The organism is Immundisolibacter sp., from assembly GCF_050250495.1.
Classification (GTDB): Bacteria; Pseudomonadota; Gammaproteobacteria; order Immundisolibacterales; family Immundisolibacteraceae; genus Immundisolibacter.
This window is the reverse complement of sequence record NZ_JBFWOM010000017.1, coordinates 35,502-54,026: the sequence shown is the minus strand read 5'-3', so window position 1 is coordinate 54,026 and position 18,525 is coordinate 35,502. Positions and strand designations below refer to the sequence as shown.

Below are 18,525 nucleotides of genomic sequence, written 5' to 3'. Positions count from 1 at the left end.
ACCGCCTGCACGCCGCCCTCGGTGCGGATGCCGAGCAGGCGGTGGCGCGTGGTCTGTGGCTTGGGCGAGGTGATGGCGAGCTTTTGCCCGACCAGGCGATTGAGCAGCGTCGACTTGCCGACGTTCGGCCGGCCGACGATGGCGACGGTGCCGGCGCGTTCGACAGGCGCGGCGGGTGATGCGGGTTCAGTCATGGTCTTGCAGCTGTTCCAGCGCGATGGCGGCGGCGGCCTGCTCGGCGCCGCGGCGGGTGCCGCCGGTGCCGCGGCAGGGTTCCAGCAGCGCGGCGACGCGGCATTCAACCTCGAACTGCCACACGCCGGCGCGTTCCTGTTCGCCGACCAGATGATAGTGCGGGCGCTCCAGGGCGCGGCTTTGCAGCCATTCCTGCAGGCGCGTCTTGGGATCCTTGAGCGCCTCGCCGGGTTGCAGCTGATCGAGTGCCGGCCCCAGAAGATGCAGCACGCGCTCGCGGCAGGCGTCGATGCCGGCATCCAGATAAATGGCGCAGACGAGCGCCTCGAAGGCGTCCGCCAGTATGGACGCCCGGCGCTGCCCGCCGCTCTTGCGCTCGCCGTGGCCAAGCTCCATGAACTCGCCAAGGCGCAGTTCGCTCGCCGCCGCGGCCAGTGCTTCGCCGCTCACGAGGCGCGCCCGAAGGCGCGTGAGTTCGCCCTCGCTCGCGTCCGGGAAGCGCCGCGTCAGTGCCTCGGCGACCACGAACCCCAGCAGCGCATCGCCCAGAAACTCCAGCCGCTCGTTGTGCTGGCGGCGCGCGCTGCGGTGGGTGAGCGCCCGGCGCAGCAAATCCGCATCGGCGAAGCGATGCCCCAGGCGCAGCTGCAGCAGGTCGAGCGGCGGCGTCAAAGCTCCCCGGGCACGGTGCCCTCGACCTGCAACTCGTGCCGGAAATGCATCATCACACTGATGTTGGCGAACACCGGCTTGCTGTAGTCGTACTCGACCACGATGCTTTTCTTGCCGGTCTTCTTGTCGTAGCCGAGCTTCAGGCTTTCCTTGGTCGGCGTGGGCGTATACAGGCCGCTCATGTCGAAGCGCTTTTCGAGCAGCGCCCAGACCGCCGGCTTGCCCATGAGGCCGATGGTGGAGTCCTCGCCCAGCGAGTTGACCGCCTTGCGCACGGCGAAGGCCTCGTAATAACCGGGGTACATGGCGAGGCCGATCATGAAGAACACCACCGCGACGGCCAAAGCGATAGTCGCTGAGAAAATCGACCAGCCACCCTGACGGGCAGCAGCACGACACGGCATGAGTGAATCCTCCCTGTGGTCGGCCGACATGGCGCGGCCGGCGCCATTATCAACCGGCCGCCGGCGGGATGCCGTCATCACGGAATGCTGTTCCCGATGCGCCGCCAGTCGATCGAAAACCGCCCGCCGTCCCAGCTCATCCAGATGAAGAACGCCTTGCCGACCAGGTTTTCATCCGGCACGAAGCCCCAGTAGCGGCTGTCCTTGCTGTTGTCGCGGTTGTCGCCGAGCACGAAATACTGCCCCTCGGGCACCACGACCTCGCCCTGCGGGCTCGGCCGCTGCGCCATCCACTGCACCGTGTACTGGTGCGTGCCGAGCCGCTCGGGCAGGCGCAGGTACTCGACGCCCGCGTCCTGCGCCGGCGTCGCGGCGTCGCGCTGCGTCACCGGCTCGCCGTTCACGTACAGCACCTTGTCGTAGTAACCGATGCGGTCGCCCGGCACGCCGATGACGCGCTTGATGTAGTCGGTGGACGGCTCCGGCGGGTAGCGGAACACCACCACGTCGCCGCGCTGCGGGCTGCCGAGTTCGATGACCTTCTTGTCGATCACCGGCAGGCGAATGCCGTAGGTGAACTTGTTGACCAGAATGAAATCGCCCACGTGCAGCGTCGGCAGCATGGAGCCCGACGGGATGCGAAACGGCTCCACCAGAAACGAGCGCAGCAGGAACACAGCGAGGATGACCGGAAAGAACGACCGCCCGTACTCCACCCACCACGGCATCTTCTCGGGCGGCGTGCCGGCGGCGGTGCGGTGGCGTACCAGCCAGATTTCGTCCACCGCCCAGATGAGCCCGCTCACCACCAGCAGCACGAACAGCAGCAGCGCGAAGTCCACGCTCACTTCTCCTTGCCGGTGTGCAGCACGGCCATGAAGGCCTCCTGCGGAATCTGCACGTTGCCGACCTGCTTCATGCGCTTCTTGCCCTCTTTCTGTTTCTCCAGCAGCTTGCGCTTGCGCGTGATGTCGCCGCCGTAGCACTTGGCGGTGACGTTCTTGCGCATGGCGCGCACCGTCTCGCGGGCGACGATCTTGGCGCCGATGGCGGCCTGGATCGGCACCTCGAACATCTGTTTCGGGATCAGCTCGACCATCTTCGACACGAGCTCCCGACCGCGCTGGGCGGCGGTCTGGCGGTGCACGATCACCGACAGCGAGTCGACCTTGTCCTTGTTGACCAGCACGTCGAGCTTGCACAGATCGGCCGGCTCGAAGCGCGTGAACTCGTAGTCGAACGAGGCGAAGCCGCGGCTCACTGACTTCAGGCGATCGAAGAAATCGGCCACCACCTCGGCGGCCGGAATGTCGTACTGCAGCGACACCTGCCCGCCGAGGTGATTCATGCGCACCTGCCGGCCGCGCTTTTCCTCGCACAGTGCGAGCACGGCGCCGAGGTACGCCGGCGGCACCAGAATGCTGACGGCGAGGATCGGCTCGCGGATCTCGGCCAGCTCCGACGGGTCCGGCAGTTTGGCCGGGTTGTCCACCAGCAGCACCTCGCCGGCGCGCGTCTGCACCTCGTACAGCACGGTCGGTGCGGTGGTGATGAGTTCAAGGTTGTACTCGCGCTCCAGCCGCTCCTGCACGATCTCCATGTGCAGCATGCCGAGAAACCCGCAGCGAAAGCCGAAGCCGAGCGCCTGCGAGGTTTCGGGCTCGAAGCTCAGCGCCGCGTCGTTGAGGCGCAGCTTGCGCAGCGCCTCGCGCAAGCTCTCGTAGTCGGACGAGTCGACCGGGAACAGGCCGGCGAACACGCGCGGCTTGACGCGCTGGAAGCCCGGCAGCGGCGCCGGCGCCGGGCGTGCGTCCTCGGTGATGGTGTCGCCGACCGGCAGCGCATCGATGTCCTTGATGCCGGCGATCACGATGCCGGCCTCGCCGGGGCCAAGCTCCTGCACGTCGCGGCGCTTGGGGGTGTGGATGGCGAGCCGGTCGATGCCGTACGCGCGCCCGGTCGACAGGATGCGGATGCGCTGGCCGACGCGCAGCGCACCGTTCACCACCCGCACCAGGCCCACCACGCCGAGGTAGTTGTCGAACCAGGAGTCGATCACCAGCGCCTGCAGCGGCGCGTCGAGCGCGCCCTTGGGCGGCGGGATGCGCGCGATCAGCGCTTCCAGCACGTCGTCCACGCCCTGGCCGGTCTTGGCGCTGCACGGCACGGCGTCCTCGGCGTCGATGCCGACGATTTCCTCGATCTCGCGCTTCACCCGCTCGGGCTCGGCGGTGGGCAGGTCAATCTTGTTCAGCACCGGCAGCACTTCGAGCCCCTGCTCGATGGCCGTGTAGCAGTTGGCGACGGTCTGCGCCTCGACGCCCTGCGCGGCGTCCACCACCAGCAGCGCACCCTCGCAGGCGGCGAGCGAGCGCGACACCTCGTACGAGAAATCGACATGCCCGGGCGTGTCGATGAAGTTCAGCAGGTACTCCTTGCCGTCGCGCGCGGTGTAGCGCAGCGACACGCTTTGCGCCTTGATGGTGATGCCGCGCTCGCGTTCCAGGTCCATCGAGTCCAGCACCTGCGCCGACATCTCGCGCTCGCTGAGGCCCTGGCAGCGCTGGATGAAGCGGTCGGCCAGGGTCGACTTGCCGTGGTCGATGTGGGCGATGATGGAAAAATTGCGAATGCGGTCGAGCGGGGTCATCGGCGGACCGGATGGAGACGGAAGAGCAAAGCGTGCGTCGATGGGCTGTGTCGGCCGGCCGCGCGGACCGGGCGTAATCGCCGCTGCGGCCGCTCCATAACGACGGAAGGGGCGCCGCGGCGCCCCTTCGAGAGTGGCGCGCAGTGTAACACGCGCCTTTTTGGCCCCGGGCAGCTATTTCGGTACGCGCAGCGCCAGCCACAGCGGGTTCTCACCGCGCTGCACCAGCAGCCGCGCCACCTTGCCGGCCGGCAGGCCCTCGACGACCCGCGTGAAACCGGCGGCGTCCTTCACCGCCTGGCTGTTCACGGACAGGATCACGTCACCGCGCTGCACACCCGCGTCCTGCGCCGGGCCATCTTCGACGCCCTCCACCCGCACGCCGCCGTCCCCGAACTTGCCGTCCTTGCGCTGCTGGGCGGTCATATCGACCACGCGCAGACCGAGGCGATCCGCGCTGGCCCTGGCCGGTTGCGGCGTTTCGACCTTGCTGTCGGCCTGCGCCGGCAAAGCCTCGACGGCGAGCTTGACCGTGCGCGGCTTGCCGGCGCGCAGGATGTCCACCTCCACCGTGCGCCCGACCGCGGTGCGGCCGACCCGCGGCGGCAGGTCGCTCGAATAGACGATGTCCTCGCCGTTGAAGCGCAGGATCACGTCGCCGGCTTCGAGCCCCGCCTTGGCGGCCGGGCCGTCCGGCATCACCCGCGCCACCAGCGCGCCGCGCGGCTGCGCCATGCCGAACGATTCGGCGAGCTCGCGCGTCACGTCCTGAATCAGCACCCCAAGCCAGCCGCGCGTGACCTTGCCGCTCTTCTTGAGTTGCTCCACCACGTCCATGGCGACGTCGATCGGCACCGCGAACGACAGCCCCATGAAGCCGCCGGTGCGGCTGTAAATCTGCGAGTTGATGCCGACCACCTCGCCCGCCATGTTGAACAGCGGCCCGCCGGAGTTGCCGGGGTTGATGGCGACGTCGGTCTGGATGAACGGCACGTAGGTGTCCTGCGGCAAGGCGCGGCCCTTGGCGCTGACGATACCGGCGGTGACCGAGTGGTCGAAGCCGAACGGCGAACCGATGGCGAGTACCCACTCGCCGACCTTCAGGCGCGCCGGGTCGCCGATCTTCACCGTCGGCAGCGCGCCGTTCTTTGGCGTGACCTTCAGCAGCGCGATGTCGCTGCGCTCGTCCGAGCCGACCAGCGTGGCCGGCAGCTCGTTGCGGTCGCCCAGGCGCACGATGATCTCGTCGGCGTTCCTGACCACGTGGTGGTTGGTGAGCACGTAGCCGTCGGCGGAAATGATGAAACCCGAGCCGAGTGACTCGCTCGGCAACTGCGGCATCTCGCCCTGCTCGCCAAAGAACCGCCGCATGAATTCTTCGAGCGGCATCCCGTCCGGCAGCTCCATGCCCTCCGGCAGCTCGAACGGCAGCTTCGGCCGCGCGGCCTGCGCGGTGGCTGGCTTCTGCTCGCTGCTGATGTTGACCACGGCCGGGCCGCTGGCCGTCACCAGGCTGCTGAAATCCGGCAAGTCGGCGGCGCGTACCGGAGCCACTGCCAGCAGCGCGAACAGGGCAGCGGCGCCGGACAGCGTGGCCAGCGTCGGGAAACGGGGGAGGGTGTTCATCACGGTGTACTGGCGGGGTGTGACAGGTTATCGGTCTGCGCCGGTACCGGCGTTGGAGGCGGTGCGCTCAGCGCGTTGGCGATCTCGCGCAAGGCCGCGTGGGGCGCGGCGCCGAGCACGGTGACCTGCCGTCCGTCGACCGAGGCGCCATAGGCGGGCATGGCCGCGACGCGCCTGGCGCCGACCGCGCCGGGATCGGCGCCCGCCTGCGCGTCGATGAAGGCCGACACGGTGGCAAGACCATCCGAAAAAGTGATCTGATCGATCTCGTGCTCGCCGCCAGGCATGCGTTTTCGCCCGTATCCGCTCACCTGGAAGCCCGCCGGGAGCGGGCCGATCGGCCAGGGCAGCTCAACCGACACCGGTTCCGCGGTCAGGCGGCGTTCGGTCCACGTCAGCTCGGCCGGCGCGTCCGCAACGGCTTGCTGCCATTCCGCATCCGGGACCATCGGCAGCACTTGCAGGTCGACAAAAAAGACCTGCCGCAGGATATGGCCGCGGCGATCGACCAGCCCGGCCTTCAGCAGCAGCCCGGTCGCAGCGTCGGTGACCAGCAGGTAGGCAAAGCGAAACGTGTCGCGCGGCTCGGCGAGCGTGAAGTCGGCGGTGCGTTCGGCAAAGCGCCCAGCGCCGAGCGGCTGGAACGTATACAAGTCCGCGAGCCGCATCAGCCGCTGCGGGACCAGGCTCGGAAAGGCGGCCGCGACCAGCGCTTCGTCCGGCGCCGGGCGGGTGTCGGTCATGGCGACCTTGCACTGCGCACCGACCCGGCGCAGCTCCCAATAGGCGCCCTGAATGCTGTGCACGCGGTCTTCGCCGGCCTGCGCGCCGGCGCGGTGCAGCAGCTTCAGCGTCTGCGGCTGGGTGCCCTCGATCTGCACCACGTGGCCGCGGTAATTGAGCGTGCTGGCGGCGTCCAGCATGCGTTGGAGCAGCGGCGGGGCGTCCGCGGCGGCCGGCAGGCCGCTCCACAAAAAAGCCAGCAGCGCCAGGGCGCGCTTCATCGCCGGCTGTCGATGCTGACGTTGTGCACCAGAGGCGACAGGGATTCCGGCCCGGCCAAAAGCGTGCTGTCGGCATGCACTGCCCAGTAGCTGTCCAGTCGATTTTTGCGCGGCGCCTGGCGGTTGACTTCACCGCCGTTCGTAACCCGCGCAAGTTCCACCGCGGGCGTGGCTGCGTCGCTCGCCACTTGAGCCGGGGCAGGTGTCGATTGCCACGGCCGGATGCCGATTACCGTGGCCAAGGCAACCGACGCGGCAAGCGCACCGCCCACGGCATAGCGCGGCCAGCGCCGCGGCTGCGCCGGCCTGTCAAGGGTGGGCAGCAGGAATGCGGGCTCGCTGGCGATGGCGTCTCGCACGGCGCTGGCGACGTCAAACGGCGCATCCGCTTCGGCGCGCAGCAGGCCGCGCAGCTGGTGCATGCGGTGCCATTCGGCGGCGAGCGCGGGATCCTGGAGCAAGGCGTCAATGGCGGCTTCCGCACTGGCTTCATCCAGCACCCCGTCCAGCAGATCGGACAGCGCTTGGTGTTGTGGCTCCGCCATTCAGGTCTCCCGCGGGTTAGAGAAACGGTTTGAGCTTCACGTCGAGCGCACGGCGCGCGCGAAAGATACGCGAACGCACCGTGCCGATGGGGCAATCGAGCACCTGGGCGATTTCGTCGTAGCTAAGACCTTCCATTTCACACAAAGTTAACGCGGTGCGCAGGTCTTCCGGCAACTCGGCCAGCGCCTGCGCCAGCGCCGCCTGGAGCTGGTCGCGCGCCGCGTACGACTCCGGCGTGGCGACATCCGCCATCAGCACGCCGGCTTCCTCCACGTCGCCGTCGGTGATGTCGACGTCGGCGGTCGGCGGGCGGCGCGATCTTGCCACCAAATGATTCTTGGCCGCGTTGACCGCGATGCGGTACAGCCAGGTATAGAACGCGCTGTCGCCGCGAAAATTGGGCAGCGCCCGGTAGGCCTTGATGAAGGCTTCCTGCACCACGTCCTGGGCCTCGGCGCGGTCCGACACCAGGCGCCCGACGAGCTTCGCCAGGCGCAGCTGGTACTTGCTGACCAGCAGGTCGAAGGCGCGCTTGTCGCCGCGCTGCACGCGCCGCACCAGTGCCAGATCGACGGCGCTGTCGTCGGCGGGCTTCTCGTAGTCGTTGTCGTTCATCTGCGGCGGGCAGGCGTCCCGGCCACCGGTCGCCTTCGCGGGTGGTCAAGCAGGCGGGTGTGGAACGCGGCGCACGCAAGGGACGCGCGCCGAGGGTGGCGAGCCAAACGAGCCTCCCTTGAACGGTTCGGACCGGGCGCGGGGTTGCGCTTTTGTTACAGTGCCGGCGATTTTAGCAGCTACCCCCACCGTCCCTTCCCGACGCCGCCTCATGGACAGCAACGCGCAGGTTCTCGTCATCGGCGGCGGCGCGGCCGGCCTCAGCCTGGCGCTGCGCCTGGCCGATCACGTGCCGGTGTGCGTGCTCGCCAAGGGGCCGCTCACCGAAGGCTCCAGCCTGTATGCGCAGGGCGGCGTCGCCGCCGTGCTGGGCGATCAGGATTCCATCGAGTCCCACGTGGCGGACACGCTGGTGGCGGGCGCCGGCCTGTGCGACGAGGCGGCGGTGCGCTTCACCGTGGCGCACAGCCGGGGCGCCATCGCCTGGCTGATCGAGCAGGGCGTCGCCTTCACGCGCCTGACCGAGCCCGGCGGCAACGGGCCGTTCGACGACTATCATTTGACGCGCGAGGGCGGCCATGCGCAGCGGCGCATCATCCACGCGGCCGACTCCACCGGCCGCGCCATCACCACTACGCTGGAAGACAAGGTCCGCGCGCACCCCAACATCACGCTGCACGAGCACCACATCGCCATCGATCTGATCACGCGTGCGCGCCTGGGCATCGCGGGCGAGAACCGCTGCCTTGGCGCCTACGTGCTCGACCAGCGCGCCGGCCGGGTCAAGGTATTCCGCGGCCGCGCGGTGGCGCTGGCCACGGGCGGTGTGGGCAAGGTTTACCTGTACACCAGCAACCCGGACGTGGCGACCGGCGACGGTATCGCCATGGCCTGGCGGGCGGGTTGCCGGGTCGGCAACATGGAGTTCATCCAGTTCCACCCCACCTGTCTGTACCACCCGCAGGCCAAGACCTTCCTGATTTCGGAAGCGCTGCGTGGCGAGGGCGCGCGCCTGTGCCTGCCGGGCGGCGAGCGCTTCATGCACCGCTACGACGAGCGCCTGGAACTCGCCCCGCGCGACGTGGTGGCGCGCGCCATCGACAGCGAGATGAAGCGGCTCGGTCTCGACTGCGTGTACCTCGACATCAGCCACCAGCCGGCCGAGTTCATCCGCGAGCACTTCCCGACCATCGCCGCGCGCTGCCTGGAGCTTGGCATCGACATCTCGCGCGAGCCGATCCCGGTGGTGCCGGCGGCGCATTACCTGTGCGGCGGCGTGGTCACGGACCTCAACGGCCGCACCGACGTGCCCGGCCTGTACACGGTCGGCGAGTCCGCCTGCACCGGCCTGCACGGTGCCAATCGCCTGGCCAGCAACTCGCTGCTGGAGTGCCTGGTGTTCGCCGAATCCGCCGCCGCCGACATCCTGGCGAGCCCGGCCGATATGAGGCACGACGTCGCGATTCCGCCCTGGGACGAGAGCCAGGTCACCGATTCCGACGAGGAAGTCGTGGTCACCCACAACTGGCAGGAACTGCGCCGCGCCATGTGGGACTACGTCGGCATCGTGCGCACCGACAAGCGTCTTGCCCGGGCGCTGAACCGCGTGCAGCTGCTCGCGCGGGAGGCGCAGGAGTACTACGCCAATTTCCGCGTCACGCCGGACCTCATCGAACTGCGCAACCTGGTGCAGGTGGCGGGGCTGATCGTGCGCTCGGCGCAGCAGCGGCGCGAGAGCCGCGGCCTGCACTACAGCCTCGACTGCCCGCAGCCGGACGACGCGCTGGCGCGGCAGCCAACCGTGCTCAGCCCGCGCGCAGGCTGACGCGCAGGCGGCGCAACGCGTCGGTGTTCACCGCATCGGCGGCGAGCGGCAGGTATAGGCGGCGCCGCTCACCGCGCAGCGCCAGGATCACCAGCCACGGGTGACAGAACGAGCGTGCGGCGTCGACCTGCCAGCCGTGCTCGCGCCGGCCGTCGCGGCGCGTCAGCGTCCAGTCGCCGTCGAGCTGGCCCTGTGCGCGCGTCACGTCGTTCGGCGTGGCGCGCAGCGCGCGCCAGTACGCGACCCCGATCAGCACGACGGCGACCGGCCAGGTCGCGACCGGCAGCGCGCAGAGCGCGCCGATCAGGCCGCCCAGATGCAGCACCGATGCGAGCACCCGCAGCCCGACCGAGCGGCCGGGCGCGAGGTCATGCACCGGGCTTCATCAGCGCCAGCACGGCGGCGGTGTCGGCGTCCGCCGGCGCCGCGCGGCCGAGCGCAAGATCGAGCAGGTCGTCGTCCTCCAGTGCCAGCAGGCATTCGAGTGCGGCGCGCTGCGCGGCACCGAGCGACGCCAGGTGGCGCTCCAGAAACCGCCCGAGCAGCACGTCGAGCTCCTTCTTGCCGCGGCGGCAGCGCCAGCGCACCGTAGAATCCGACAGCATTTTTTGCGTTCCGTGTAATGCCCCAGCGGCTGCGCGACGCCGCTGCCGATGGAGCCCGATCATGACCTGGACGCCCGTTCTACCCGAAGCCGAGTTGTCCGCGCCAGCGCCAGCGCTGCTCATGCCCTTGACGCACCTGGCGGTCATCGAGGCGAGCGGCGCCGACGCGACGGCGTTCCTGCACGCGCAGCTCAGCAACGACGTGCAGGGCCTGCCACCCGGCCGCAGCCTGCTGGCCGGCTACTGCAACGCCAAGGGGCGCCTCTACGCCCTGCCGCGCCTGTGGCGCAGCGGCGATGATTGGCGACTGTGTTTGCCTGCCGACATCGCCGACGCGGTGCTGAAGCGCCTGCGGATGTTCGTGCTGCGCAGCAAGGTCACGCTCAACCGGCGTGACGACCTCACCCTGCTCGGCGTGGCCGGCGACGGCGCGGCGCAGTGCCTGCGTGGGGCGGGTTTGCCGGCGCCGGACGCCATCGACGGGGTGGAATCGACTGGCGACACGAGCGTGCTGCGCTTGCCCGGCGCGACGCCGCGGTTTCAGATTTGCGTGCCCGACGCTGCGGCGCCAGCGTGCTGGACGGCACTCAGCACCGGCGCCCAGCCGGCACCGACGTCAGTTTGGCGGCTGCTCGACATCGACGCCGGCCAGCCGGCCATTTACGCGCCGACGCTGGAAGCCTTCGTGCCGCAGATGGTGAATCTCGAACTGATCGGCGGCGTCAGCTTCAAAAAGGGCTGCTACCCCGGGCAGGAAATCGTCGCCCGCATGCATTACCTCGGCAAGCCGTCGCGGCGCATGTACCGCTGGCAGGCCGCCGCCGCCCCCGCCCCCGGGACGCCGGTGCTGGACGAGGCCGATCGCGAAGTCGGCACTGTAGTGGACGCCCAGGCGGCAGCGGACGGCGCGCACCTGCTCGCCGTCCTGCAGCGCGGCAAGGACAGCGCCGCGCTGCACCTGCCAGGCGGGGAGCGGCTCGCAGGTCTTGATCTGCCCTACGCGGTGGACGAGGCGGTATCCACCGACTGACGCGCGCCGGCCGCCGCGCGGCGCGCGAGCGTCTTCCACAACCGTCTATCGCGGCGCGACAGCCGCCGTCCGGCGTCGAGGTACCAGCCAAGAAACCGGCGCCGGTCGGTTCGCGACCAGCCCACGCTGCGCCGGTTCAGGGAATCGAGATCGCGCAGCGTGCAGGTCTGCCGCCGCCAGCGCCACTTGCATTTTTCAAGATCGATCAACGCGACCACCGCGGCAGTCTCGTCCCCAGCCAGCCAGGCGGTGCTGATCATGAGGTGCTTGGGGTACAGGCAGTTGTGCTCCAGGTGGGCTGCGTGCAGCGCCCGCACCTGGATCGCGATGGCCTGCAACAGGCGCCGGCGCTGCCCGCGCGGCGGTGGCCCTGTGCGTTGCCAGTCCAGAACAAGCTCGTCGAGCGCCCGGTAACCGGCCAGCTCGCGGGTCACCAGCACGCCCTGCACGTGCCCGCCCGCCCGGCGCTGCGCGTACAGCACGGGCTGCGCGGTGTGGATGCCGAGCGCCCGGCACTGGCGCATGACGCGCATCTCGCGCTCGCCGGTCAGGCGCCCGCGCCACGGGTGGCGCCAGGACCGGTACACGTGATCCTGCTGGCGCTTCACGTACACGCCGAACGGGGAGCCGCCCGACCCGCCCAGCGTGTGCCGCACAACAGCGCTCCAGCCGCCGCGGCGCTCGTTGCCGGGCTCGACGGTCGGCATGTTCAGCCGCCACCAGGCGTCGAAATCCCCAAGGCCGGCGCCGTCGAGCAGCGCGGCAAAGCCCGGTTCGGGATCGAAAATCGTGTCGGGTGGCACAGGAGAACCTGGGTAGGGACCGCGCGCCCGGGCGCAGGCTTGAGGCCCCACATGATGAAGCGGTCACGGCATGTGGCGCCAGCAACGACGGCCCGACTACGCTCGCGACGATTTCGGGCAGGGCTTCAGCCGATCGCCGCCTCCTGAAAATACGGCAGCACCTCGCGGGCGATCGCTTCCATGTTCGCCCGCGTCATGTCGGCCGGCAGCGTGCCGAACTGCGTTTTCACCAAGGCGGTGTTGAAGCCGGCGAGCTCCTGATACTCGGCCAGGCGCTCGCGCACCGTGCTCGGGCTGCCGATGATGATGACGCCGGCGTCGTTCAGCGAGCGCACGGTCTGCGGCTTGCCGATCATGTCCGGCTGGATGTGCCTGAACGATTCGAGCGAGGTGTAGCCCGGCGGCAGCAGCATTTCGAGCGGCATGCGCAGGAATTCGTTCTGGATCGCCTCGGCGTGCGGGCCGGCCTCGCGCAGCGCCTGCTCGTCGGTTTCGGCCACGTAAATCGTCGTCGACCAGGCGCACTGGTCCCAGGTCGCGGCGTAACCGGCCTTGTCCGCCTCCTCGCGGTACTTGTTGAAAAAGCCGGCCACGGTCTTGATGGCGCCGAGCGTCTGACAGTACGTGTAGCGGTGGCGGGCCGCCCAGGCGATGGTCTCGGCCGAGCCCTGCGAAGGCACCCACACCGGCGGGTGCGGCGCCTGGTACGGCCGCGGCCACAGGTTCACGTAGCGGTAGTGGTAGTACTCGCCGTCGAACTCGAACGGCCCGGGCTCGGACCAGGCGCGGATGATGAGGTCGTGCGCCTCCTGAAAGCGCGCGAGCGACTCGGCCGGGTTGACGCCGGTCGAGTGGTACTCGGCGCCGATGCCGCGCACGAAGCCGGCGATGAAGCGGCCGTGGCAGAGGTTGTCCAGCATGGCGAATTCTTCGGCGATGCTGAGCGGGTTGTTCACCAGCGGCAGCGCACGGCCGAGCACGGCGATCCTGGCGCGCTTTACCGACCGCGCCAGCGCGCCCGCCATCACGCCCGGCACCGGCATCAGGCCGTAGGCGGTCTGGTGGTGCTCGTTGACGCACACGCCGTCGAAGCCGAGCCGGTCGGCGTATTCCAGCTCGTCGAGGTAGCGGTTGTAGAGCGCGGCGCCGACCTTGGGGTCGTAATGGCGGTTCGGGAAGGTGACCCAGGCGCTGCCGTGCTCGCGGATCAGCGACACGTCCATGTCCGCGTAGGGCATGAGGTGGAAATTGAAGAATTTCATGCCCGGCCCTCCACGCTCGCGAGGAATTGCAAAACCGCCGCCGCACACGGCTCGGGCTGCTCCATCGGCGGCAGGTGGCCGCAGCCCGGCAGCACGCTGAGCCGCGCGCCGGGGATGAAGCGCTGGTACTCCTCGCCGATGCGCAGCGGAAACAGGCGATCGTGCTCGCCCCACACCACGTGCGCCGGCACGCGGATGCGGTGCAGCCACGGCGGCAAATACGGGTCGTACGAGCGCGGCTGCCACACCAGCCGCGCCGTCGTGAAGCGGTTCTTGAGCTGACGGTCGCGCTCCTCGGGCGGCACATCCAGCGCCAGCAGCTGGTCGGCGATGCGCTGGTCGTGGATCAGCCCGCGCAGCGTCTGCTCGGGGTTGCCCATGAAGTTGTCGAGCCGCTGCACGCCGTGCACGTGCACGCCGGCGGCGGCGATCAGGGTCAGCGAAGCCAGACGCGAGCAGTCCTTGATGGCGAGCGCGGCGGCCGTCCAGCCACCCAGGCTGTGGCCGACCAGGTGCACGCCGGTGAGGTCCAACTCCGCCAGCACATCGAGGTAGTAGTAGGCGAGGTCCTCGACGCGTTTGAGCCACGGCGGCGTGTCGGAATCGCCAAAGCCCGGGTGCTCCGGCACCCACAGGTCATGGCGCTGCGCGAGCCGGTCCATGAACGGCAGCCACGCGCTCGCACCGCCCGCGCCGTGCAGGAACAGCAGCGGCGCGCCACCACCCGGCGGCGCGGCGCCGCGCATCAGCTTGATGCGCACGCCACCCAGCGTGCGCGTGGTCACGGCATGGCTCATCGCTCCTCCTGCCCGCGCGTCGCGGCGGGTCTGGCGTTTTTTGTCGTCACGCTTCGGCGCGCATCCTCGCATCCTGAACGAGCGTTTGACCAGCCCGCAAGCCGCCCCTACGCTAACGTCCGCCACGTAGCAAGGGAGGGCGGCACATGGACGTGAACGGCTTGATCGACACCGGTGAGGGCTGGGTCGACCGGCGGATTTTCTGGGACGAGGCCATCTACCAGCAGGAGCTCGACCGCGTGTTCGCGCGCGCCTGGCTGTTCGTGGCGCACGAGAGCGAGCTGCCCAAGTCGGGCGATTTCCTGACCACCTACATGGGCCAGGACAGCGTGATCGTGGCCCGCCACACCGACGGGCGCATCCGCGTCTTTACCAACTCCTGCACGCACCGCGGCAACCGCATCTGCTTTGCCGACGCCGGCCACGCGCGCCAGTTCACCTGCAACTACCACGGCTGGTCGTTCGGTACCGACGGCGCGCTGCTCGGCATGCACGAGGAAGCCCACTACGCCGGCTGGCTCAACAAGCCGCACTGGGGCCTGCAGAACGCACGCGTGGAGACCTACAAGGGCCTGGTGTTCGCCTGCTTCGACGCCGAGGCGCCGTCGCTGGAGGAGTACCTCGGCGACTACCGCTGGTACCTCGACATCGTGCTCGACCAGACCGACGAGGGCACCGAGTTCATCGGCGGCTGCGTGCGCAACGACTTTCAGGCCAACTGGAAGTTCGGCGCCGAAAACTTCATCGGCGACTCGCTGCACGCCTCCTGGACGCACGACTCCGGCGCCAAGGCCAACACCTTCGGCAAGCCGGTGCCGGACTTCATGCCGGTGGCGCCGGACTCGTTCCACGCCAACGCCAACGGCCACGGCTGGGAGGGCGGCACCGACGGCATCGGCACGCTCGGTCTGCTCGGCCTGCGCCGGCCGGCGATCATGGCCTACTACCAGCAAAAGCGCGCCGACATGGCGCGGCGCCTCGGCGAGCTGCGCGCCACGCGCCTGTTCGGGTCGGTGGTGTCGGCGTCGGTGTTCCCGAATTTTTCCTACCTGCCCGGCATCGGCACCATGCGCGTGTGGCTGCCCAAGGGGCCGCGGCGCATCGAGCTGCGCGCCTGGACGCTGATCAACCGCGACATGCCGGATGAGGTGCGCGACGCCGTGCGCGATGCGTGCATGGAAACCTTCTCGCCAAGCGGCGTGTTCGAGATGGACGACGGCGAGAACTGGGAGAACGCCACCCGCGCCAACGAGGGCGTGGTCACCCGCCGCCAGCGCCTGCACTACGGGCTGCGCGTGGGCACCAGCCGGCGCGACGACCCGGACCTGCCGGGCAACATCGCCCGGCCGATGTACAGCGACGTGAACCAGCTCGCGTTCTACCAGCGCTGGCTGGACTTCATGACCGCGCCGTCCTGGCGCGACATCCCGCGCGTGCGCTGAGGGGCCGGCCATGCTCATCGACAGCTCGAACGACGCCGCGCTGTGGTTCGCCGTGCAGCGCCTGTACGCCGCCGAGGCGCGCTACCTCGACGAGGAGGACTACGAGCGCTGGTTCGCCCTGCTCACGGAAGACCTCGAGTACTGGATGCCGACCCGCGAGACGCGCTTTCGGCGCGACGAGGCGCCGCCCGACCCGCAGCGCATGAACTTCTACCGCGAAACGCTGGAGTCGCTGCGCATGCGCGCGTCACGCCTTGCCACCGGCACCGCCTGGTCGGAGAACCCGCGCACGCGCTACCGGCACCTGATCACCAACGTGGAGGTGTTTCCGGCCGGCGGCGAGCTGCGCGCGCTGTCCAACTTCATCGTCTACCGGCACCGCCTGGAGCGCGAGGAAGCCTGGCTGGTCGGTCGCCGCGAGGACGCGCTGCGCACGGTGCAGGGCGAGCTGCGCATCGCCCGGCGCACGGTGCTGCTCGACCAGACCGTGCTGCAATCGAAGAACCTCAACGTGTACCTGTGACGGGCGCGTAGGATTCCGCAAACGGCCGATTCCGCCGACGGAGGCACGCCATGAACACACCCACTGCGACACCCTGGCGTCTCGCCGGCGACGAGGTCAACGGCTGCAATTGCGACTGGGGCTGCCCGTGCCAGTTCAATGCGCTGCCGACGCACGGCTACTGCCAGGCGCTACTCGGCTTTGCCGTGCGCGAGGGCCACTACGGCAGCACGCGACTCGATGGCGTGCGCTTCGCGGTCGCGGCGTCCTGGCCGGGCGCCATCCACCACGGCGGCGGCACCCTGCAGTTCGCCTTCGACGAAAGCACCACCCCGGCGCAGCGCGAGGCGCTCGCCGCCATTGGCTCCGGGCGGGCCGGCGGCGGCGGGCCGTTCCCGATCTTCGCCAGCGTGTGCGCCGAATTGCGCGAGCCGCGCATCGCGAAAATCGACATCGACTGCGACCGCGAGGCGCGCACGGCGCGCCTCCACGTGCAGGGCTTCGCGCAAAGCCGCGTGGAACCGATCCGAAACCCCATCACCGGCTCCGAGCACCGGGCGCGCATCGTGCTGCCGCACGGCTTCGAGTACCAGGAAGCCGAGATGGCCGACACGGTGTCGATCGAGCTGTTCGGCGAGCTGCCGCTCGACTTTCACCACGAGCATTCCTACGGCCAGCTGAACGCGTTTGACTGGCGCGGCTAGCGAAACTCCACCGCGGCGACGCCCGTCAGCCACGCGGGCACCGGCGCATAGACCAGCAGCTCGGCGCGAGTGCCGGGCACGGCACCCATCACGGTGACCCAGTTGCGGACTTCCTGGGCGCCGTTGCCGCCGCGCCGCCGCAGCGTTTCGGCATCCAGGTCGGCGAAACGCGCATAGTCGCCAGCCTGCATCCACGCGAGCAGTTCGCGGTCGAACGTTTCGTCGATACGCCCGCGACGCTCCCGCCCCCAGCGGTCGACTTCGGCGCCGATGCGTTCCAGCGTCTTCGCATCCGCGCCGCTGCGGCCGGCCGTCATGAAGCGCAGCCAGTGTTCACCTTCGGCGTCCTGCGGCAGCCGGCGCCAGTCCGGCAGCGGTACCTCGTGCGACAGGCCACCGGTGCCGAGCAGCGCCACGCGCAGGCCGGGCTCGATTTGCGCGAGCACCTCCGCGATGGCCGCACCCAGTGCCAGATAGCGGGCCAGCGGCGGCAGCGGCGGTGCCACACAGTTCTGAAACAGCGGCACGATCGGCAGCCCGGCGCCGCCAAAGAGGTTGTGCATCGGGCCGATGAACGCGTGGTCGAGAGGCAGGTTGTGGGCAAAGGCGAGGTCGAATTGCCGCGCCAGCAGCCCTTCCAGCAGGCCGTCCGCCAATTGGCTCGCGACCGGCAGCGCATGGGGCGGAAAGCCGCCGTCGCCGCAGCCGATGCTGGTGTCGCCAATGCCCAGGCAGAAGGCCGGCATCTGGTCGAGGAAAAAGCTGCGGTAGTGGTCGTTACCGACGATCAGCAACGCATCTGCCCGCGCCGCGCGCAGGCGGCGCGCGATTTCGTCAAAGGCACCCCGCACGGCGGCCTGGTCGGCCGCGGTGGCCTGCTCCCAGTGCCGCACCATGACCGCGGCGTGGCTCAGGGCGAAGGCGCCGACGATCTCGGCCATGGCTCACCTCGTGGTGGCGGCGTCGGCCGCGGCCTCAGCGATCGAAAAAGAACCGGCTCGCCACGGCGTTGTAGCGCTCGGGCTCGTCGTTCTGGCACACGTGCCCGGAGTCCTCGAACCACTCGAAGGTGGCGTTCGGCAGCAGCTGCATCAGCGCATCGGCCATCTCCGGCGTGGCGAACACGTCGTGCCGGCCCCAGATGAAGTGCATCGGAATGTCGAGCCGCGGCAGGCGCTGGCGCAGGTCGAACCACTGCGCCACCTGCGGTTCGTTGACGCGCCGGTTGCGAAAGAAATTCAGGAACGACGCCTGCACCTCGGGCACGCCCGGCAGCTGCGCGTACTGCCAGCGCTTTTCGAGCCGCGCCTCGCTCACGCGTTCGGGGTGGTGCTGGATGCCGCTGATGAAGTTGCGCAGGCCCTGCTTGGTGCCGTCGTAGGCCACCAGTTTCTTCATGCCAGCCGTCATGCCCATCTCGATGCCCATGCCGGTTGCCACCGTGCCGCTGCTGACCAGCAGCAGCTTCTTCACGCGACCGGGGTGGTCCAGCGCGTAGCGCGCCGCGACGTAGGCGCCAAGCGAGTTGCCGGTGAGGTAGAGCTCGTCCAGGCACAGCGCGTCGATGAAGGCGGCGAGCTGATCGACCATGAACAGGTGCGAGAACTCGCGGTCGAGCGGCTTGTCGCTGAGGCCAAAACCGATCTGATCGACGGCGATGGCTCGCCCATGGCGGCCGAGCGGGCCGACGTTGTGGCCCCAGCCGAACTCGCCGGCCGCACCCGGCCCGCCGCCGTGCACCATGACCAGGGGGTAACCGTCGCCGGCCTCGATGTAGTGCATCTTGTAGGCGCCGGCCCGCACGAAGCGGGATACGAAGTCCTCGGCCATGGGCTGCTCCGGG

At 69.4% G+C, this 18,525-nt stretch carries 21 protein-coding genes; 5 read left to right on the top strand and 16 right to left on the bottom strand.

The genetic code is table 11. The annotated features are described in order from the left end of the window. The 9 genes from AB7F93_RS11210 to rpoE form a co-directional block, all read right to left on the bottom strand. Positions 1–194, bottom strand: a 194-nt coding sequence (locus AB7F93_RS11210) for a GTPase (protein WP_428302996.1), incomplete at its 3' end; no start/stop codon positions are given. After that, positions 187–867: a ribonuclease III gene (gene rnc / locus AB7F93_RS11205; RefSeq protein WP_428302995.1), complete on the bottom strand. Its 681-nt coding sequence runs from the start codon at positions 865–867 to the stop codon at positions 187–189. The genes rnc and AB7F93_RS11210, both read right to left, overlap by 8 nt. Continuing rightward, positions 864–1,211: a DUF4845 domain-containing protein gene (locus AB7F93_RS11200; RefSeq protein ID WP_428302994.1), complete on the bottom strand. Its 348-nt coding sequence runs from the start codon at positions 1,209–1,211 to the stop codon at positions 864–866. Before AB7F93_RS11200 ends, rnc begins: the two co-directional genes overlap by 4 nt. A 137-nt stretch (positions 1,212–1,348) precedes the next feature. Beyond that, entirely contained in the window at positions 1,349–2,119 is a 771-nt protein-coding gene (gene lepB / locus AB7F93_RS11195) for a signal peptidase I (protein WP_428302993.1), read from the bottom strand. After that, positions 2,116–3,921 carry a translation elongation factor 4 gene (gene lepA / locus AB7F93_RS11190; RefSeq protein ID WP_428302992.1) on the bottom strand — a complete coding sequence of 602 codons (1,806 nt, stop codon included), beginning with the start codon at positions 3,919–3,921 and terminating at the stop codon, positions 2,116–2,118. Before lepA ends, lepB begins: the two co-directional genes overlap by 4 nt. Before the next feature lie 174 nt (positions 3,922–4,095). After that, complete coding sequence (locus AB7F93_RS11185; RefSeq protein WP_428302991.1) at positions 4,096–5,547, bottom strand: DegQ family serine endoprotease; 1,452 nt, start codon at positions 5,545–5,547, stop codon at positions 4,096–4,098. Then, positions 5,547–6,551, bottom strand: a complete 1,005-nt coding sequence (locus AB7F93_RS11180) for a MucB/RseB C-terminal domain-containing protein (RefSeq protein WP_428302990.1) — start codon at positions 6,549–6,551, stop codon at positions 5,547–5,549. Before AB7F93_RS11180 ends, AB7F93_RS11185 begins: the two co-directional genes overlap by 1 nt. Further along, positions 6,548–7,096, bottom strand: a complete 549-nt coding sequence (locus tag AB7F93_RS11175) for a sigma-E factor negative regulatory protein (RefSeq protein ID WP_428302989.1) — start codon at positions 7,094–7,096, stop codon at positions 6,548–6,550. Before AB7F93_RS11175 ends, AB7F93_RS11180 begins: the two co-directional genes overlap by 4 nt. A 16-nt stretch (positions 7,097–7,112) precedes the next feature. Then, complete coding sequence (gene rpoE, locus AB7F93_RS11170) at positions 7,113–7,712, bottom strand: RNA polymerase sigma factor RpoE (RefSeq protein ID WP_428302988.1); 600 nt, start codon at positions 7,710–7,712, stop codon at positions 7,113–7,115. Between the two features lie 211 nt (positions 7,713–7,923). Here rpoE and nadB point away from each other — a divergent pair, with 211 nt between their 5' ends. After that, complete coding sequence (gene nadB, locus AB7F93_RS11165; protein WP_428302987.1) at positions 7,924–9,537, top strand: L-aspartate oxidase; 1,614 nt, start codon at positions 7,924–7,926, stop codon at positions 9,535–9,537. Here the strand turns inward: nadB and AB7F93_RS11160 are convergent. Both AB7F93_RS11160 and AB7F93_RS11155 read right to left on the bottom strand, forming a co-directional pair. Continuing rightward, positions 9,518–9,913 (bottom strand): protein YgfX, encoded by a 396-nt coding sequence (locus tag AB7F93_RS11160; RefSeq protein WP_428302986.1) that lies wholly within the window; start codon positions 9,911–9,913, stop codon positions 9,518–9,520. The two genes, nadB and AB7F93_RS11160, sit on opposite strands and share 20 nt — an antisense overlap. Continuing rightward, positions 9,906–10,142: a succinate dehydrogenase assembly factor 2 gene (locus AB7F93_RS11155; RefSeq protein ID WP_428302985.1), complete on the bottom strand. Its 237-nt coding sequence runs from the start codon at positions 10,140–10,142 to the stop codon at positions 9,906–9,908. Before AB7F93_RS11155 ends, AB7F93_RS11160 begins: the two co-directional genes overlap by 8 nt. Positions 10,143–10,203: 61 nt before the next feature. Here AB7F93_RS11155 and AB7F93_RS11150 point away from each other — a divergent pair, with 61 nt between their 5' ends. Next, the gene (locus AB7F93_RS11150; protein ID WP_428302984.1) at positions 10,204–11,172 is read left to right on the top strand and encodes a YgfZ/GcvT domain-containing protein; all 969 of its coding nucleotides are present in this window, start codon (positions 10,204–10,206) and stop codon (positions 11,170–11,172) included. On the opposite strand, the gene AB7F93_RS11145 is transcribed toward AB7F93_RS11150, so the two are convergent. The 3 genes from AB7F93_RS11145 to AB7F93_RS11135 form a co-directional block, all read right to left on the bottom strand. Then, positions 11,139–11,975: a lipopolysaccharide kinase InaA family protein gene (locus tag AB7F93_RS11145; RefSeq protein ID WP_428302983.1), complete on the bottom strand. Its 837-nt coding sequence runs from the start codon at positions 11,973–11,975 to the stop codon at positions 11,139–11,141. The two genes, AB7F93_RS11150 and AB7F93_RS11145, sit on opposite strands and share 34 nt — an antisense overlap. 125 nt (positions 11,976–12,100) lie before the next feature. Then, positions 12,101–13,237 (bottom strand): LLM class flavin-dependent oxidoreductase, encoded by a 1,137-nt coding sequence (locus AB7F93_RS11140; protein WP_428302982.1) that lies wholly within the window; start codon positions 13,235–13,237, stop codon positions 12,101–12,103. After that, complete coding sequence (locus tag AB7F93_RS11135) at positions 13,234–14,034, bottom strand: alpha/beta fold hydrolase (protein WP_428302981.1); 801 nt, start codon at positions 14,032–14,034, stop codon at positions 13,234–13,236. The genes AB7F93_RS11140 and AB7F93_RS11135 overlap by 4 nt, the downstream gene beginning before the upstream one ends. 146 nt (positions 14,035–14,180) lie before the next feature. Here AB7F93_RS11135 and AB7F93_RS11130 point away from each other — a divergent pair, with 146 nt between their 5' ends. Genes AB7F93_RS11130 through AB7F93_RS11120 form a run of 3 tightly spaced genes read left to right on the top strand, consistent with a single transcriptional unit; the run spans position 14,181 to position 16,682 of the window. Beyond that, positions 14,181–15,476 (top strand): aromatic ring-hydroxylating oxygenase subunit alpha, encoded by a 1,296-nt coding sequence (locus AB7F93_RS11130; RefSeq protein ID WP_428302980.1) that lies wholly within the window; start codon positions 14,181–14,183, stop codon positions 15,474–15,476. A 10-nt stretch (positions 15,477–15,486) separates the two neighbouring features. Then, the gene (locus AB7F93_RS11125; protein WP_428302979.1) at positions 15,487–15,999 is read left to right on the top strand and encodes an aromatic-ring-hydroxylating dioxygenase subunit beta; all 513 of its coding nucleotides are present in this window, start codon (positions 15,487–15,489) and stop codon (positions 15,997–15,999) included. Between the two features lie 50 nt (positions 16,000–16,049). Beyond that, entirely contained in the window at positions 16,050–16,682 is a 633-nt protein-coding gene (locus tag AB7F93_RS11120; protein WP_428302978.1) for a DUF1326 domain-containing protein, read from the top strand. Here AB7F93_RS11120 and AB7F93_RS11115 read toward each other — a convergent pair. Together AB7F93_RS11115 and AB7F93_RS11110 are read right to left on the bottom strand one after the other, a co-directional pair. Continuing rightward, on the bottom strand, positions 16,679–17,623 hold the full coding sequence (locus tag AB7F93_RS11115; RefSeq protein WP_428302977.1) for a hypothetical protein: 945 nt from the start codon (positions 17,621–17,623) through the stop codon (positions 16,679–16,681). The genes AB7F93_RS11120 and AB7F93_RS11115 overlap by 4 nt on opposite strands. Positions 17,624–17,657: 34 nt before the next feature. Then, positions 17,658–18,512, bottom strand: a complete 855-nt coding sequence (locus AB7F93_RS11110) for an alpha/beta fold hydrolase (protein WP_428302976.1) — start codon at positions 18,510–18,512, stop codon at positions 17,658–17,660. Positions 18,513–18,525: the final 13 nt, after the last annotated feature.